Source organism: Gluconobacter aidae, from assembly GCF_009547075.1.
Classification (GTDB): Bacteria; Pseudomonadota; Alphaproteobacteria; order Acetobacterales; family Acetobacteraceae; genus Gluconobacter; species Gluconobacter aidae.
The window spans coordinates 38713-55562 of sequence record NZ_WIPH01000008.1 but is presented as its reverse complement, the minus strand read 5'-3'; the positions used below and the strand labels follow the sequence as shown (position 1 = coordinate 55562).

Sequence of the window (16850 nt, the reverse complement as noted above, 5' to 3'; positions counted from 1 at the left end):
GTTGATATAGTATGACACTAAAGGGGTATGGCAATTTAGTCACATTTCTCTTTCGTAACGGCGAGAAATGGCAGGAAAATCCCCGTGGATTGTGACATTTGCAAGACATATCCCGTTTTTCTGAGGCCGGTCGTTTCAAAAGATCATCCTGCCGGACGCAGGACCTCGTCGGCGCTGTAAATCTGCCGAATCCTTTTTGCCTGCATGGCGGTGGGTACCACATCATGGCTGTTGCCGTTCAGATGAGGAATGGTTTTGCCTTTCAGGGCAGGCACCAGATCGGGCAGGGACGAGATCCGGTCCATCGAAAACAGGTGATCGACGGCAAGCCGGCCATTACGGTCGCAGACATACAGGGTCTGCGGACGGAAAACATGATCCATCTCGTAAACGGACGAACAGGATTCCACGTGGTCGATGGCATGGTCCAGCGTGTGGAACGAGCGGTAGAGCGCGTTGACGGAAGGATGGATTTTCACCCGTGACGTGCCGCCACGACGGGCAAAGGCCCATGCGGAAACGAAACGCTTCACGGGATCGCGCCAGATCGCAAAGCTGGGGAGGGTCCGGCACAGATCGGGGGCGACATGCTGATAATACCGCCAGGTCTCATGCATCATGATCCCGCCATACAACAGGTCACAGATCGACGTGCCGCCGTTCTTGGGAACATGGATGAAGAGCGCCCCGGCTTCGCGGATGCGTTCGATCCGCTGAAGGCGTTTGCGGCCCAGCGGCAGCCGCAGCCTCAGATCGGCGGCGCGGGCATGGACGTCGTTATACTGCCGGACCCGAAAAGTGCTGCACAACAGGCGCTGGGGAAGACCGGGCCCGTCTGCTTTCATGCCATCATGTCCTGCCGGAAGGTCACGGTCGTGGTGAACCGTCTGGGCAGCAGAGGGGGTCGTCATGATCGCGTCCTGATCCTGTATCCGATGGCAGGAACACTGACGTCCGGGGATATTCGAGGCAAAGAGCAGATTGTAACGGAATGAAAGAAATGTTGCAGACTTGTGCGGCATCAAATCAGCCATGAATGGATGTTTGTGTTTGACTTGTGCCGTCCGGGGCGCTTCATGACACCTGACGGTGCCCGGTCTGCCGGGTGAAAAGGGAACGCAGTGCAAAACTGCGGCTGCCCCCGCAACTGTAAGCGCTGACTGTCGCTCCGTAATGGGTGAACAGTAAGGCTTCAGGAGAGAACCCACTGGCCAGGTGCCGGGAAGGGGCCTGAGACCGGAGTGCGAGCCAGGAGACCTGCCGTCAGCATGAGTTGTCCGAAGGACGGTCCGGGCGGGGTGCATCGGGACGCCGGGTCAGATCCTGTTGGCGCGGGTCTGCCTCCTTCTTGAGGGCAACGCAGAATGACGAGACATTACCATCGCCATGCCCCGTATTTCCTGCCTTCTTTTCGCGACGAGCATGCTTGTCGCCGTTCCCGCGCTGGCGTCCGTCCCGGCCCAGGAACCGGCACCGTCGCAAAAGCCCAAGACCCCCCCGGCCGCTCCCCGGACGACAGCCACGAGTGCCCCGCAGACCACTTCTGATGCCGTGACCGCCACCGTCCCCGAGACCGTCACCGTAACGGCCAACCGTATTCCGCAGGACATCAGCAAGGTGGGCTCGCAGGTTACGGTTGTGACCCAGCGTGACATTGAACTTCTCCAGCGGCGCGACCTTGCGGACCTTCTGGCGCGTGAACCGGGCCTGAACATGGTGCGCACGGGCGGCCCCGGCGGCACGGGTTCGATCTTCATGCGCGGCGTCAACTCGAACGAAGTCAAGGTGCGGCTGGACGGGATGGACATCAACGATCCGTCCACGCCGGCAGGGGCATTCGATACGGCGCAGTTCCTCACCGATGGTCTGGCCCGGGTGGAAATCCTGCGCGGCCCGCAGAGCGGCCTGTACGGTGCGGATGCGATGGGCGGTGTCATCGACATGACAACCAAACAGGGGCAGGGGCCGCTGCACGGCTTCGTCCGTCTCGAAGGCGGCAGCTATTCCACCAAGAACCAGACGGCCGGTTTCTCAGGCTCGCTGCACCGTTTCCATTACATGGTTGAAGTTTCGCACAACCATGTCGGCGACTATCAGGCCGTGCCGAAAGCCATCCGTGCACAGGTTCACGACCATGACGTCGCGTCCAACCGCAACGACAACCGCACCGCCAATGTGCGCCTCGGCTATGACGTGACGGACAATTTCGATCTCGGCTTCACAGCTCATCTGACGCAGGCGGACTACGAATACGTCGCCGACGATTACAGCTCCTACCCGACGTTGCCGTCAGCCCAGCGGAACGAAAGCGACCTCAAACAGGCCATCCTGCGTGGTACCGCTCACCTGAAGTCCTTCAAGGGCGTCTTCGAGCAGACGCTGGGCGTTGGCTATATCACCTATCGCCGCCATGACATCACGGCTGGCGATCCGGAAATTACCTCCAACCGTGGCGACCGCCTGAAAGTGGACTGGCAGGGCCTGACCCATCTCGGCCATAATGGCTCCTTCCTCGTCGGCTACGACTATATCCGCGAGCGGATCATGACCCCGGTCGCAGCCCAGACCACGACGAACGCCGCCTGGGGACAGCTCGAAGGCCACTGGCACGATATCCTCTTCGGTTCAGCCAATATCCGATACGACAGCAATTCCCGTTACGGCAATTACGTGACCTGGCGCATCGCTCCGGCCGTGAAAATCCCCGGCACCGGCCTGACCCTGAAGGCCAGTGGTGGCTCAGGCTTCCACGGACCTTCCCTGAACCAGCTCTTCGTCAGCTACCCGGCCTATTACTCGCTTGCCAATCCGAACCTGCGGGCCGAGCGCCTCTTAGGCTTCGATGCCGGATTTGAAGAGCGTCTTCTGAACGGCAGGCTGACCTTCGGTGCCGATTATTACGGCAACCATGTCCGCAATCTCATTAATTACGCACTGTCGGGCTATAACTATACCTATGTGAACGTCGCCCGCGCCCAGACGCACGGTGTGGAAGCCTTCGTCGATTACCGCATCATCAAGAGCGTGGATCTGCGCGGCACCTATACCTGGACGGATGCCACGAACCGCAGCACGGGCGCCGCTCTCGTGCGCCGGCCCCGCCACAAGGCTACGGCCAGCGTCATCTGGACGCCGACCAGGCGCCTGAGCATCACGCCGAGCCTGCTTTATGTCAGCGGCTGGCACGATCTCGACCGCTACACGTCCATGAGTACGATCGGGCATGACTACGTCACGGTAAACATCGCCGCCGAGTACAAGCTGGCCGATTTCGTCACCCTGTTCGCTCGCGGCGACAATCTGGGGAACCGGTATTATGAAAACCCGGTCGGCTATCTCCAGCCGGGCCGGTCTTTTTACGGTGGTGTGACGTTTGGCCTTTAAGGCGCTTTTTCACGTCTTTGCAGTCCCGATGGCAGTTTTTCTGCTGTCGGGCCTGATGACGGGTGTGATCGCTGGATCGGCCTGTGCCGGTCCGGTGCGCACCCGTATCGTTTCCCTGAACCTGTGCACGGATGAACTGCTGCTCGAACTGGCAGACCCGTCCCATATCCTCGGTCTCAGCCCACTGGCCACGGACTGCGCGGAATCCGTCCGCTGCGAGATCGCAGCGACATATCCCGTCCAGCGCCCTGACGGTGAGAACCTCGTCGCCACCCACCCGGACGTCGTGCTGGACGGAACATGGCACCGCCCGACCGTCCCGCTCGTGACGAATGCCCTGCACGTCCCGTTCGTCCAGCTTCCGTCCATCGCCTCCCTGGCGGACATTCCCGTTCAGATCCGTACAGTCGCCCATGCCATCGGCGAGGATACGCGCGGCGAGGACATGATCCGCGCCTTCGCGGACCGTCTGGAAAGTCTTCGTCCAGCCCGTCCGGACCAGATCCTGACGGCCACGGTCATCGGTGCGAACCTTGCGGGAGAAGAGGGGGGCCTGATTTCCGATCTGCTGAAGCGCGCCGGATTCCGCCTGTCCGCTTCCGAACGCCCGGACGGCACCATCGCGCTCGAAACACTGATCGCCCATCCACCGGACCTTCTGGTGACCGGCCTGATTTCCGAAGGCGCGTCCCTGGCGGAAGATGCCGTGCATCATCCCGCCCTGCGGGACCGCTTCACGGGTGCGCATCTTCTGGCGCTTCCCGGCCGCCTGACCATGTGCGGCACGCCCGACACTCTCGATGCGCTGACCGCCCTGATCGCCGCGCATGACCGTCTGACCGGCACGGAGCCTTCGCCATGAGCCGCTACATCCTGACCGTCGCCGTACTAAGTGTGGTGGTTCTGGCCCTCGCCGCCCTGTCGCTGGTTGCGGGCCCGGCGGGGATCGGCGTCATTCAGGGCCTGTCCGACATGCTGCATGGCCGCGAGACGATCGCCGCGACCATCATCGGCCAGATCCGTCTGCCGCGCATGATCCTCGCTCTGCTGATCGGCGGAACGCTCGGCCTGTCCGGCGCGGCACTTCAGGGACTGGTCCGCAACCCGCTCGCCGATCCGGGCGTGCTCGGCATTTCGGGTTGCGGCGCGCTCGGCGCCGTGCTGGTTTTCTATACCGGCATCTCGGCAGTCTGGGCGCCCGCGCTCCCACTGGCGGCCCTGTCCGGCGCCGGACTCGCCACGCTGCTGCTTCTGGCCCTGACGCGCGGGGGCACGCTCGTTCTGGTGCTCGCCGGTGCGGCGCTGGGCTCCATGAGCGCCGCCCTTCTGGCCCTGACGCTCAATCTCGTGCCGAGCCCCTATGCGTCCTACGAAATCATGCACTGGCTCATGGGTTCCCTGTCCCGCGCCAGCCTGCATGACGTGCTGATTGCCTCCCCCGGTCTCCTGATCGGCTCGGCCCTGCTGTTCAGCACCGCACGCTCCCTCGACGCCCTGACCCTTGGCGAAGACGTTGCCCAGACGATGGGCTTCCCCTTGCGTGCGGTGCAGTGGCGCGTCGTGCTCGGAACGGCGCTCGCGGTCGGCAGCGGCGTCGCCGTCGCGGGCGGGATCGGGTTCGTCGGCCTCGTCATGCCGCATCTGCTGCGTCCGCTTGCAGGCGCGCGCCCGTCCCGTCTTCTGCTGCCGTCTGCGCTGGGTGGTGCGGCGCTTCTTCTGGCAGCCGACCTGTTCGTGCGCCTGCCTGTCAGCGGTGCCGAACTGCAACTCGGCGTCGTCACGTCCCTGATCGGAACGCCGGTCTTTTTCTGGCAGGTCTGGCGCCTGCGCGGCCGACCTGTATGAGGAGCGCGCCATGATCCTCCAGACAGACACGATCAGCCTGACCCTTCAGAGCAACAGACTTCTCGACGATATCGCACTGGAAGTTCTCCCCGGTGAAGTCCTCGGCCTGATCGGACCCAACGGTGCGGGCAAGAGCACGCTCCTGCGCATCATGGCCGGACTACTCCGCCCCGAGACCGGCCGCGTTCTGCTGGACGGGCAGGACCTGTTCACCATGCCGCCCGAAGAGCGCGGCCGCCATCTGGCTTATCTCCCGCAGGAAGCTCCCGCTGCTGTTGGCATGAGTGTGCGGGATGTCGCAATGCTCGGGCGTCTGCCCCATCGGCGCACGTCCTCGGCGGCACAGAATGAAACAGCCGTGCAGCAGGCCCTCGAAGCGGTCGGGATGACTGCCTTTGCCGACCGTTCTTCCGCCAGTCTCTCAGGCGGCGAACGCGCCCGCGTCCTGCTCGCCCGCGCGCTCGCGGTTCAGGCCCCGATCCTGCTGGCGGACGAACCCGTCGCGGCCCTCGATCCCGCGCAGGCCCTGACGGTCATGGACCTGTTCGGCCAGTGCGCTGTTCAGGGTCAGGCCATCGCCGTCGTCCTGCATGATCTGGCGCTCGCGGCCCGCTTCTGCACCCGCATCGCGGTTCTGTCGCGGGGCCGGATCGTCAGTATTGGCACGCCCGCTGACGTCCTGACGGACGCCCTGTTCGCCGAAGTTTATGGCGTGGCCGTGCGACGCTGCGGCGAGGTTGCCGTGCCCTGGTCACTGGTGTCGAGCGCGCGACGACCATAACGCCGCGCCAGAAGCGTGCAGGTAAAGAGCTGGATCTGGTGATAGATCATCAGCGGTAGCACGATGATACCGACCGATGCCGCCGGGAAAATGACGCTCGCCATCGGGACGCCGGATGCCAGCGATTTCTTTGATCCGCAGAACTGGAGCGCGATCTTGTTTTCCGTCGTCTGCCCCAGGCCCTCGCCCATCAGATGCGACAGGAACAGAACCAGCGCCAGCATGAAACTGTCGAGCAGCGCCACTTCCAGCAGATGCGCGCCCGAAACCCGGTGCCAGATCCCTTTCACGACGGCCGAGCTGAACGCCGTGTAGACCACGACGATGATGGACCCGCGATCGGTAAATGAGATCAGGATCTTGTGCCGACGTACGATCGGTCCGACCCATTTCTGAAAGATCTGCCCCAGCGCGAAGGGAAGCAGCAGTTCCCTGCCCACATCGAGAATGGACTCCAGCGGCGAATGTCCCGCCCCCGCATGCCCGAGCACCAGCCCGGTCAGAAGCGGCGTCAGCGCGATGCCCGCGATGTTGGAGACCGTTGCCGCGCAGATCGCGACCGGGACGTTCCCCTTCGCGATGGAGGTCAGCGCGATGGAAGACTGCACGGTGGAGGGCAGGCAGCACAGGAACAGAATGCCCGACCACAGGTCCTCTCCGAACAGCGCATCCGGGAAGACGCTGCGAAACAGCAGGTGCAGCCCGATCCCCAGCAGCGGAAACAACGCAAAGGTGCAGAGCAGCACGCTTCCCTGAAGTTTCCAGTCCTTCATGCTGTCCACGATGGCGTGACGTTCGAGCTTCGCGCCCTGAAAGAAGAACATGAACGTGATGAGGATCGTTACGACATGCTGGAGAATGTGCTCCATCTGCCCCCGGCAGGGCAGGAAAGAGGCCAGCGCGATCGCCGCGATGAGGGAGAGGAGAAAAGGGTCGAGACGCTTCATGCCGCACTATGTCCGTATCCGGGCCGGACATGCAACGTGCTGCCCCGGCTCACGCCCGCTCTTTTGAAAACGGACGTCTCATGTATCCTGTCCGCCATGACAGACCATAATGACCTGCTAGTCCCGGGCCGCCGCCGGGCCCTGACATCCCTTCTTGCCGCCGGAACCGTTGCCGGAACCGTCGGCAGCAGCCTGCGTCTGACGGGGAATGCCAGCGCCGCCGACGAACCGCCGAAAGACGCGCTCACGCCTCACGGCCATCAGCCGAGCAATGCGCATATCGAACCCGCCGATCAGCCCGGTGCAAATAACAGGCCCGTCATCCGTACCCAGAGCGACTACTTCTACCGTCCCTCCATTCATTTCTCGCCGCCCACCGGCTTCATGAATGATCCCAACGGCCTGATTTTCGATGGTCAGACCTACCATCTCTATTACCAGTATGACCCGACCGCCCCTTACGCCGGCCGCGTCCACTGGGGCCACGCCACCAGCACGGATCTCTACACCTGGCAGGATCAGCCCATCGCCATCGACCAGACGGCAGCGGGCGAGGCCTATACCGGCTGTGTCGTGCTGGACCGCGACAACGTCTCGGGCCTTTTCCCGCCCCGCAAACCGGCCGCCCCCGCCACTATTCCGGCAACCCCGACGGCCACGCAGGCCGCAGTGCAGGCGCTCGCCCCGGAACTCGGGAAAACCACATCCGACACGCCCTACGCTCCCGACCACATACCCGCGCTCGGCCCGAACGCCTCTGCCCCGTTCGGTTCGGTCTATGCGCCTTCGAACGGCAGTGAAATCCATGCCGCCCCGCCCGCGCTCCCGCCCATGCCCGGTGGACTGGTCGCGATCTATACCCGTGCCACGCCGCAGAGCCAGACGCAGTACATCGCCTGGAGCCCCGATGGCGGCCAGCATTACATCGACTATGACCACAACCCGATCCTGAATATCGGCGTGAATTCCTTCCGCGACCCCAAGGTCTTCTGGCATGAGCCCAGCGGAAAATGGATCATGGTCGTGGCCAGCGCGCGGGCTCACAAGGTGCTGTTCTACGGCTCCATCGACCTGCTGCACTGGATGCATCTCAGCAGCTTCGGCCCCGCCGGGCTGTTCGGCGTGGACTACGAATGTCCCAATCTCATCGAACTCGACATCGAAGGCGATGAGAAAGGCAGGCGATGGGTCCTGTTCGTCTCCGTCAATCCGGGCGGTCCGCTGGGCGGTAGCGTCACGCAGTATTTCGTGGGGGATTTCGACGGCGAACGCTTTACGCCCGACAACACGGTGATTGGCCTGACGGACTTCGCCAAGGACAGCTACGCCATGCAGGTCTATGACAGCATGCCGGACAACAGGGCGGTCTATTTCGCCTGGTTTGGCAACTGGCAGTACTGCGAGGAAGTCCCGAACCGGAGCTGGCGCGGTCTCATGACGCTGCCGCGCCGCATGTCCCTGCGCCGCGACGAAATGAACTGGCTGCGTCTGGTCCAGCGCCCCTATGGGCTCGAAGCCTTCCGGGGCGAGAAGATCCCGTTCAAAGTGGGCCGTATCGCCGCCCAGAGCGGTGTGCAGGTCGCGCTCCCCACCGGCACCGCCATCGAACTGCTCCTGACCGTCACCGTCGATGAACGCAGCAACCCGCAGCCGGACGGCGAACAGGGCCGCGCGGGCCGCTTCGTCATCATGTTCTCGAACGGGCAGGGAGAGTCCCTCTCCATCGGCTTCGACGCTTTCTCAAGTCAGCTCTGGCTCGACCGCGGTGATCTGCATGGCTTCTCCCAGCCGTTCTTCACGGAGCGCTTTTCCACGCCCCTGATCGCCAACAGCCGCCGCTTCTCCCTGCGTCTGGTGCTCGATGCCTGCGCACTGGAACTCTTCGCCAATGACGGCCTCTCTGTCGCCACGGCTCTGGTCTTCCCGGCCAATCCGCTGACGACGCTGGGCCTTCAGGCAACCAATACCGGCGCGACAATCGAGGAACTGGCGCTGTATCCGCTACGCAAGACCATGGATCGTCCAACTGCCGTCTGAGGCGGGGCGCTGCCCTGCACCCGCCCGCATCCAGAGAATAGGGCGCATAATGGTGGTTCTGACATGAAAGCTGGGAGCCATAATGCTGCTTTCCGGTCGTCGCCAGCATGACCCGGTCCGTCAGTAGCGCATATTCCTGTTTCGGAAACTGACCCGACCGTGCAAACGGCTCAAGCTGACGAAGCGCCATGACCTGAAAAACCGGATCAACATCTGCGTGCTGTACCAGAAAGCACCCCGGACAAACCCGTAATCGCCGGGCACGAAACTGCCGTCATGAATAAACGGCGCCAGAACGGCTGGTGGCGCAAGAGCGGCGGACGCTGCTGAAAACGTGCTCAGACCGGCCAGCAGGAAAAGCATACGAAAACGGGCCATCATGACGACATCCTGCAAGGGAATGTTTCGTCACGATGGCCCGCATCATAGGCTCAGATCAAGAGCGTAACGGTCTCAGCCGCCCGTGATCCTGTTCTTCAGATTGTGAAGGCTGGTCGAAACCTGCTTCTGCCACTCGCTGATGCGTTCGTGCCATTCGGTCGAATGCTGCTGCACGAGAACACGCTCGGCTTCGGCTGCCGCGGCGGCCTGGGCCTTCTGCTGGACCAGAACCTCGCGCTCCACGGCCTCGATCGGCCGACGCAGCACCAGCGATGCGCCCAGCGACGCCGCCAGATCGTCCACGACCTGCGGCACATATTCCTGAACCGTCGCGATCACGGCCGTCGTCCCCACGGGAATGACGGATGCGATCTGCGCCAGAAGGCTTTTGCGGATCGCCGCGTCCTCGACCGAGAGGCTGGACCCTACGAGAGCGCCCATCGACGCCCCGAGCAGCACGCCCAGCGGTCCCAGAAGAAGCCCGACGAGTGAACCCAGAAGCGTTCCGTTCAGAACCTGCTCGCCGGAAGAGCCGTTGGCCCAGTTATCGTGAACAGTGAGGTTGCCTGCCGTATCGCGCTCAACGACGGCCTCGTTGATGACGACCAGCTTCTGGTCCGCAGCCCGTTCCCGCAGTTCGGAAAACGCCTGGAAGGCCTTGCTCTGCTCGGTAAAGGAGAGAACAAGAATATTGGTATCCATGATCTGTCACGCTCCGCTCCCCCGCGAAAAAATGCAGGAAGAGCCGGGCACGCGGGGGAGTGTCCGGCCTGTCACCGCAGCCTTCCCGGAAGGCTGCGGCAGGAGGACACCAGATTACCGGCTCAGCGTAAAGGTCAGACCCTGCGCACCCGCCGCCAGACGTGCCCCTTTCGTCGCCGTCTCGATCTTGATGCGCACGCCGTTGCTGTTGGACAGGACCGCGCCGCCCAGACCCTTGTCCAGCGTCGCTTCCCCAGCGAGGGAGCCGTAGCTGCCGTCGAAATCATGCAGGTGCTTCAGGTTGTAGACGGTGCCTTCGGCCTTCAGGGCGGAGTAGCCGACAGCGGCGATGTTCCCGCCGCTGACCTTGAAATGATAGGTGTGATGGCCATAGGTCAGGGTTCCGTCACCCCAGGTATAGCCAACGCCGATATCCGCCGAATGAGCGGCAAGCGTGATGTGTCCGACCGGGGCGCCAAGCGTATCTTCAGCGCGGACGGCGGGGGTTGCGACAAGACCGGCTCCGAAAAGAGCGGTGGCGAGGGCAAGACCACGGCGGCTGATATTGAAAGACATCATGAAACCTTCTGTCTGTTTTCATAGTCAGTCCCCCCGGGAGAGCCGGTGGCGGACTGACGTCTGAAGAGACAACGCCTCCGACCCCGGTTCGGATGCACATCTCAAGGGACAATTCGTGTTCCCTTTACCGGTCAGCGGTCTGGATGGACGGGTGTGACCAGAAGACACAGCCTGTCGCTGTCTGTCACCGCACATGGGCGGAAACAACATTGGCTGATTTCTGGGGATTTTCAGGCTTTCCCGCACTCTGGCGGATGTGTAAATGGTGCCCAAGGGCGGCCTCGATAAAGGCCCCAAAATCAAATAGTTATTCGAGAGTGGGCGATCTTTCTTCCTGCGCTTCTATTGAAAATTCTCTTCTGTTTGTCTCACCTTTTTTGATCGGAAGGCGGAGATGAACAGCGTTCAAAGTTCGCCTTTTCAAGCGAACGCCAGAGATGTTGCGCTGGCTCTTTTAGGTGGCCCGAATCGGAAGCTCTCCAAACCTCAGGAGTTGCGCTTCGGCTCACGGGGTAGCCTCGCTGTCGATGTGCAGAAGGGCGTCTGGCAGGACCATGAAAGCGGGACTGGCGGCGGCATGATCGAACTGGTCATGCGGCAAAAGTCCTTGGACAAGTCAGCAGCGGCAAAGTGGCTGCGAGACGGTGGGTTTTTGCCTGAACGGGACCAACAGCCGCGCTCGAAGCCTCGCGTGGTCGAAAATTACGCCTATGTGTCGGCGGATGGAGAAGTCTTGTTTCGTGTCGTCCGGCTTGAGCCAAAGGACTTCCGACAGCAGACCCCTGACGGTCGAGGCGGCTGGAAATGGGGCGCTAAGGGTGCAAAGCGCGTTCTCTATCGTCTTCCGCGTGTCTTGCAGGCCATGGAAGCGGGAGAAACTGTCTGGATCGTCGAAGGCGAAAAGAGCGTGCATGCTCTGGAAGCTATCGGCCTGACGGCAACCTGTTCGCCTGGTGGCGCTGGAAAGTGGAATGATGATTACGGCACGGCCTTGAAGGGTGCGAGCGTGGTCGTCATGCCGGATAATGATGATCCCGGCCGGAAGCATGCAGACGAGGTTTGCAAGTCTCTGTCAGGGCTGGTTGAGCGTCTGCGCGTGCTCACGCTGCCTGATCTGCCGATCAAAGGCGATGTTGTGGACTGGCTGCGGAAAGGCGGCACGGCTCAGGAATTGCAGAGGCTGGCGGATAAGGTCGAGCAAAAGGCTCCTGCTGCTCAGGTGGATATTTCAGCATTCCCACCGACAGAAGACGGCATTGCATTGGCTTTTGAAGCCCGGTTCGCAGACCAACTGCGCTACGATCATAATGTCGGGGCATGGTTTGAATGGGCTGGCTCTCATTGGAAGCGTGAAGAAACCCGGCTGGCCTATCACTGGTGCCGAACGATTGCCCGTGAGTTGGTGTCGTCAAATTCGGATGGAAAGACTGCGGCGATCATGGCGCGTGCAAGTGCGGCAAGAGGTGTCGAGACTTTTGCTCAGACTGCACGCGCCTTTGCGGTAACTTCCGCGATCTGGGACACCGATCCGCTCTTGCTTGGCACGCCTGACGGAACCGTTGACCTCCGTACTACGCAATCAAGAACAGCACGTCAGGAAGATTATATCACACGGCATGTTGCTGTGCGACCAGCAGAACAGCCAAATTGTCCGATCTGGGACCGCTTTCTGTTTGATGCGACAGGCGGTGACCATGAGATGATCCGCTTTCTGCGTGCCTGGTGTGGCTACTGCCTAACGGGCGATACTAGGGAACACGCGCTGCTGTTCATTTATGGCCCAGGTGGAAACGGTAAGTCAGTGTTTATCAATACCGTTGCAGGCATCCTCGGTGATTATGCGAGCAATGCGGCGATGGAGACGTTCGTTGCTTCTGGCGTGGATCGTCACCCTACGGATCTGGCTATGTTGCGTGGTGCGCGTCTGGTGACGGCTTCCGAAACCGAAGAAGGTCGCCCATGGGCTGAAGCACGGATCAAACAGCTGACGGGCGGCGATACGATCACGGCACGCTTCATGCGTCAGGACTTCTTTCAGTACCGGCCTACCTTCAAGCTGATGATCGTCGGGAATCATAAACCGATCCTGCACACGGTCGATGAAGCCATGCGGCGGCGGTTCAACATTCTCGGCTTTGAACGAAGGCCAGAAATGCCTGATCCGCGTCTTGAGGCAAGGCTGCGTGATGAATGGCCTGCAATTCTGCGCTGGATGATTGAGGGCGCGTATGACTGGCAGATGAATGGCTTGGTCCGTCCGCGTGCTGTCGTGGATGCTACGGCGGAATACTTCTCAGAGCAGGACGTGCTTGGTCAGTGGCTCGATACAGCCTGCAATGTATCGCCAGAGCATGAGGACACGACGCAGGCACTGTTTGCCAGTTGGTCTGAATTCGCCAAGCGTTCGGGGGAAGAGATCGGGTCCGCAAAGCGGTTCAGTTCTGCTTTGCAGAAGCGTGGGTTTGTTCTCTGTCGCAACCCAAAAGGAGCACGCGGTCAACGCGGTTTTCGTGGTTTGGAAGTCAAACCGATGTCGTGGGCGGATCAATAACCATGATGCAGCCCAGCACAAAGAAAGTCGATGCGACACAAGAACGAAATGAAGAAATGACGGGAAACCGCCGTTTTTCATTGGATGGTGTGTCACGTGTGTCGGATGTGTCGGATAAAACCTATTATCGCCCTACACGCGTGCGCGCATATAAGGGTTATAGGGAAAATCCGACACATCCGACACATCCGACACAAGGCGATGAATTAGACGCGATTGCAGAGGCCGTTTGTCGGCTTCTGCCTGGCCATCGAAACCCGGAAGCCTTTCACCTGGCGAAAGCGGATGCAGTCTGGGGCATCCGTCGCCTGGCGCGCAGAATTCGGACCGGGCACTGAAAACGGGGGGAGGGTGAGCAATGACCGAGGGGCGGGCACCGGCACCGCGTCAGGCTCACGCGTGGATTTTTTGCAGATCTTTGAAAACAATCAAATAAATCAAAAATTCAATATTGAGTTTCTGAAGAAAGGGGGATTGTTTCAGATATTACATTAAATCCTTTTAAGTATTTAATAGCGTTAAACGGGTCTGAAATTTCCGAGCATTTATCGAAAAGTATGTTTTTTTGCTCTTTTCGCGGTTTTCTGTTAATTTGTGGAAACAAAAATTCAGAATTTCTAATTATTGTTTCAAATAATTCTTTATCCAAGTGTTCTTTGTTTATTGAATAGAACCACAGTATAAAAACTTTAGCTTCTTTTGGTAGAGATTTATTGTATTCAGCGTAATCAAGCCATCCTGTTAATAAAACGGCGTCATTTTCTTTATCTGAAAAACTCTCAAGTATAGATTTATCGTCACGTAATGTTTTTCGGTCTAGTTGTGTAATATGTTTGAATGCGTTCCATATTGATCCCCTTTGTGTTCGAAAATTTCGCAATGTCAGTTGAGGGTTTGCGTCTATCATTTGAGATGAAAAAGAGTTTCTTTGTTCGTGAGTGGCGAGTCCTTCAATTATTTCACATCCTCCACAAGCCAGAGAATGCACTGAGATTGGATCAAGGTCTTGGATAAAAAGGTCTAGAGCTGTACCGAGTAGGCTTCTAGCGACCTGAACTTTTTGCATGGCCTTACCTTTTGATTGACAGTTTGAAGTTAGGTTGGCACGGTGCAAGAGGAGCTTCAACACTCCATGAATGGCTACAGCGGGCATGGCACGGACGCCTTAATCCGCAAAATAAATTCGCTCCGGGGGCGTTAGGGGTATGTCCAGAGGGCAACCTTAAAGCCCTACCGGCCTGACTGTAGCCAGGTGTTGAACCCCCGGAGTGCTTGCCTTCAACAGCAGGTATTTTCGGCAACGAAAGCTACAGGAGCCGCATATCATGCGCTCAGTAAATCGCCGTGACATTTTCCCGGCCCTCGGGACCGTCCTGCTTGGCGGCATCGCTACCGCATCCCTCGCAAATCCCGAAAGCCTGTCCGCCGCACCTGCGAAGCCGGAAGGTCATAAATCGGACGCGCATCTGATTGCGCTGTGCAGCGAGTTCCTTCGACTTGATCAAGCCTTTCACGAGGTCGTGTATGCAATTCAGGGTGATGACAACGCTCAAGATACCGCGCTAGCGCCGATCATTGCCGCTCAAGGTCCGCTTTTGCGAGAAATTGTACGGACCAAATCAAGGAGCGTTACGGGACTTAAAGCAAAGGCTCACGCACTCACGGTCTGGGATGGCGATCCACCATCTGTCGAGAGCGAATATTGGGATGAAAGCCTGACGGCCTCTATTTTGCGCGACCTGCTGACGGTCTGACGAATGTCCCACCTTTGTTCTTGTTTTTAGGTTTGGGTTCACGATAAACCGAAAAAGTTATCGGATGAATAACCTCCACCTGAAAGGACGCTCAATGTCTGTCGATAATGACGAACATCTCTACCGCCTGCCTCATCTATGCGCGGGCGCTAAGATTTCTCGCGGTACTCTGCTTGGCTGGGTCAAACGAGAAGACAACATCATCTTTGCCGATCTGGACCAGAAAGAAACTTCTGGCCGTGGCGGCGCGATCATTTTCTCACGGCGTCAGGCTATCCAGACGGGTCTTGTGGCCGAAGGGCAGCGCCTCGGCATGCCCGTGGCTCTCGCGGCAAAGGTTGCTGCTGGCTTTGCCTATGTCGGACGTTCCGAAATTGGTCCGCTTCCCGGCTTCGTGCCTGGGGAACTGCTCAAGGGCGGCCGTCGCACGTATCTGGTCCATTTCGATGGTTCTGAAACAGCCTCGGTGCTGGCTGGTCTCTCTGACTTGGAACTAGCTGCCGCTGCCGGTGAGCAAGACGTGTCGGCTCTCAACGCTTTCCACGTTATCAACGTGCATGCCGTTGTGCAGCGTATGGACGAGGCGCTGGAAGCGAATGTTGGCCCTCACTCTCACGATGTTGGCGGTGTGGCATGAATAGCTCTGCAACCCGCACTCTTTCCGCCGTTTTGGCGGACATGGAAGCGATCAAGGGCCAGAGCGGCCCGGAGATCGACAAGCGTTGGTCTGACCTGGAAACGGAAGCCAATGCGCTCAAGGCCCGTGAAACCCGTCAACGCGCCTTGGACGATCTAGCGCGTTCGGCACCGGGTGTTTCGCTGTCTGGCGATGCTCATTACCAGCGGGCGCGCAACAGCTTCACTCTGGTCGATGCGGTCCGTGCCCAGGTGCGCGGGATCACGGATGATGATCGGACCGGGCGTGCGCGTGAAATGTCTGCCGAGATCGAGCGTCGTACAGGCCAGAAGCCGCAGGCAGGCGGCATTCTGGTGGACCTCACGCCTAATCTGGAAACCCGAGCAACGCTGACGACTGGTGCTCAGGGGACTGCTGGTGAAGCTGCGAGCCTGATCCCGACACAACAGCGCCCGGACCAGTTCGTCAGCCTTCTGCGGGCGCGCCTGATTACACAACAGCTTGGCGCGGTCGTGCTGGATGGCCTTTCCGGCAATATCGGAATTCCCCGCCAGACGGCTGCGGCGCAGGCGGCATGGGTTGGGGAAAACCAGCCTCTTCCTGCGGGAAATCCGACCTATGACGGCATCGTCATGAGTCCGAAGACATGCGGATCAATCGCTGAAATCAGCCGAAATACGCTGATGCTTTCCAGCCCCGCCGCTCAGGAACTGGTCCAATCTGATCTGTTGGCAGTCATGGCGCAGGCGCTGGATGCTGCGGCCTTGGCAGGTGACGGCACCAATTTCACACCTAAAGGTGTCATTCCGCAGGCTGCACATAATGCCGATTACACGGCAGGAAGTTTGTCCTGGCCGGAAATTCTTGCCCGCCTAACGGATCTGGAAACGGCCAATGCGGTGCCGAATGGGTGGGCGATTGGTGCAGGTGTTCGCGCATCCTTAATGGCGACTCCGAAGGCTGCGTCGGTCGGTGCTGGGTTCATCATGGATGATGGAACGCTGGCGGGCCTACCTGCACAATGGAGCACCAACGTTCCGGCCGGTTCTCTTGTCCTGGGTGATTGGACGAACCTCCTGATCGGCATGTGGGGTGTCGTGGAAATCCTGGTCAATCCATATGCGTCCGAAGCCTTCCAGCGCGGCAACGTGCAGATCCGGGTGATCCAGAGCGCCGATGTGGCGGTTCGCCGTCCGCAGGCATTCTCGACTCTTACCCCTAAAGCTGCGGTTGGGGGCTGATCCATGCCGCG

Annotated in this window: 16 protein-coding genes and 1 riboswitch; of the genes, 10 read left to right on the top strand and 6 right to left on the bottom strand. The window is 60.0% G+C overall.

The features are described 5' to 3' along the window. Positions 1-143: 143 nt before the first annotated feature. Positions 144-911, bottom strand: a complete 768-nt coding sequence (locus GFJ39_RS05550; protein WP_153430406.1) for a sulfotransferase family protein — start codon at positions 909-911, stop codon at positions 144-146. Between the two features lie 159 nt (positions 912-1070). Further along, positions 1071-1279: riboswitch (cobalamin riboswitch) on the top strand. A 107-nt stretch (positions 1280-1386) separates the two neighbouring features. On the opposite strand from GFJ39_RS05550, the gene GFJ39_RS05545 reads away from it, so the two are divergent. The 4 genes from GFJ39_RS05545 to GFJ39_RS05530 are packed head-to-tail and all read left to right on the top strand — an operon-like array spanning position 1387 to position 6010. Beyond that, the gene (locus GFJ39_RS05545; RefSeq protein WP_228391812.1) at positions 1387-3384 is read left to right on the top strand and encodes a TonB-dependent receptor plug domain-containing protein; all 1998 of its coding nucleotides are present in this window, start codon (positions 1387-1389) and stop codon (positions 3382-3384) included. Between the two features lie 28 nt (positions 3385-3412). Next, on the top strand, positions 3413-4246 hold the full coding sequence (locus GFJ39_RS05540) for an ABC transporter substrate-binding protein (protein ID WP_153430405.1): 834 nt from the start codon (positions 3413-3415) through the stop codon (positions 4244-4246). Further along, positions 4243-5229: a FecCD family ABC transporter permease gene (locus tag GFJ39_RS05535; protein ID WP_153430404.1), complete on the top strand. Its 987-nt coding sequence runs from the start codon at positions 4243-4245 to the stop codon at positions 5227-5229. Before GFJ39_RS05540 ends, GFJ39_RS05535 begins: the two co-directional genes overlap by 4 nt. A gap of 10 nt (positions 5230-5239) precedes the next feature. Beyond that, positions 5240-6010 carry an ABC transporter ATP-binding protein gene (locus GFJ39_RS05530; protein WP_153430403.1) on the top strand — a complete coding sequence of 257 codons (771 nt, stop codon included), beginning with the start codon at positions 5240-5242 and terminating at the stop codon, positions 6008-6010. Here GFJ39_RS05530 and GFJ39_RS05525 read toward each other — a convergent pair. Beyond that, positions 5935-6957 carry a bile acid:sodium symporter family protein gene (locus GFJ39_RS05525; RefSeq protein ID WP_153430402.1) on the bottom strand — a complete coding sequence of 341 codons (1023 nt, stop codon included), beginning with the start codon at positions 6955-6957 and terminating at the stop codon, positions 5935-5937. The genes GFJ39_RS05530 and GFJ39_RS05525 overlap by 76 nt on opposite strands. Positions 6958-7053: 96 nt before the next feature. On the opposite strand from GFJ39_RS05525, the gene GFJ39_RS05520 reads away from it, so the two are divergent. Continuing rightward, on the top strand, positions 7054-8994 hold the full coding sequence (locus GFJ39_RS05520; RefSeq protein WP_153430401.1) for a glycoside hydrolase family 32 protein: 1941 nt from the start codon (positions 7054-7056) through the stop codon (positions 8992-8994). A 120-nt stretch (positions 8995-9114) separates the two neighbouring features. On the opposite strand, the gene GFJ39_RS05515 is transcribed toward GFJ39_RS05520, so the two are convergent. From GFJ39_RS05515 to GFJ39_RS05505, 3 genes are all read right to left on the bottom strand, one after another. After that, the gene (locus tag GFJ39_RS05515; RefSeq protein ID WP_153430400.1) at positions 9115-9375 is read right to left on the bottom strand and encodes a hypothetical protein; all 261 of its coding nucleotides are present in this window, start codon (positions 9373-9375) and stop codon (positions 9115-9117) included. 72 nt (positions 9376-9447) lie between these two features. Beyond that, positions 9448-10077: a DUF1269 domain-containing protein gene (locus GFJ39_RS05510; RefSeq protein WP_153430399.1), complete on the bottom strand. Its 630-nt coding sequence runs from the start codon at positions 10075-10077 to the stop codon at positions 9448-9450. 114 nt (positions 10078-10191) lie between these two features. Then, on the bottom strand, positions 10192-10653 hold the full coding sequence (locus GFJ39_RS05505) for a hypothetical protein (RefSeq protein ID WP_153430449.1): 462 nt from the start codon (positions 10651-10653) through the stop codon (positions 10192-10194). Positions 10654-11050: 397 nt separating this feature from the next. Here GFJ39_RS05505 and GFJ39_RS05500 point away from each other — a divergent pair, with 397 nt between their 5' ends. Together GFJ39_RS05500 and GFJ39_RS05495 are read left to right on the top strand one after the other, a co-directional pair. Then, the gene (locus GFJ39_RS05500; RefSeq protein WP_228391811.1) at positions 11051-13207 is read left to right on the top strand and encodes a phage/plasmid primase, P4 family; all 2157 of its coding nucleotides are present in this window, start codon (positions 11051-11053) and stop codon (positions 13205-13207) included. Between the two features lie 2 nt (positions 13208-13209). Further along, complete coding sequence (locus GFJ39_RS05495) at positions 13210-13545, top strand: hypothetical protein (RefSeq protein WP_153430398.1); 336 nt, start codon at positions 13210-13212, stop codon at positions 13543-13545. A gap of 107 nt (positions 13546-13652) precedes the next feature. Here the strand turns inward: GFJ39_RS05495 and GFJ39_RS05490 are convergent, their stop codons facing one another. Beyond that, positions 13653-14360, bottom strand: a complete 708-nt coding sequence (locus GFJ39_RS05490; RefSeq protein ID WP_153430397.1) for a hypothetical protein — start codon at positions 14358-14360, stop codon at positions 13653-13655. Positions 14361-14532: 172 nt separating this feature from the next. Here GFJ39_RS05490 and GFJ39_RS05485 point away from each other — a divergent pair, with 172 nt between their 5' ends. The 3 genes from GFJ39_RS05485 to GFJ39_RS05475 all read left to right on the top strand — a co-directional run bounded on the left by GFJ39_RS05485 (position 14533) and on the right by GFJ39_RS05475 (position 16839). Then, positions 14533-14961 (top strand): hypothetical protein, encoded by a 429-nt coding sequence (locus GFJ39_RS05485; protein ID WP_153430396.1) that lies wholly within the window; start codon positions 14533-14535, stop codon positions 14959-14961. A 94-nt stretch (positions 14962-15055) separates the two neighbouring features. Continuing rightward, positions 15056-15598, top strand: a complete 543-nt coding sequence (locus GFJ39_RS05480; protein ID WP_062017294.1) for a hypothetical protein — start codon at positions 15056-15058, stop codon at positions 15596-15598. After that, a complete protein-coding gene (locus GFJ39_RS05475) occupies positions 15595-16839 on the top strand; it encodes a phage major capsid protein (RefSeq protein ID WP_153430395.1) in 1245 nt (414 codons plus the stop codon). Before GFJ39_RS05480 ends, GFJ39_RS05475 begins: the two co-directional genes overlap by 4 nt. The last annotated feature ends 11 nt before the right edge of the window (positions 16840-16850 follow it).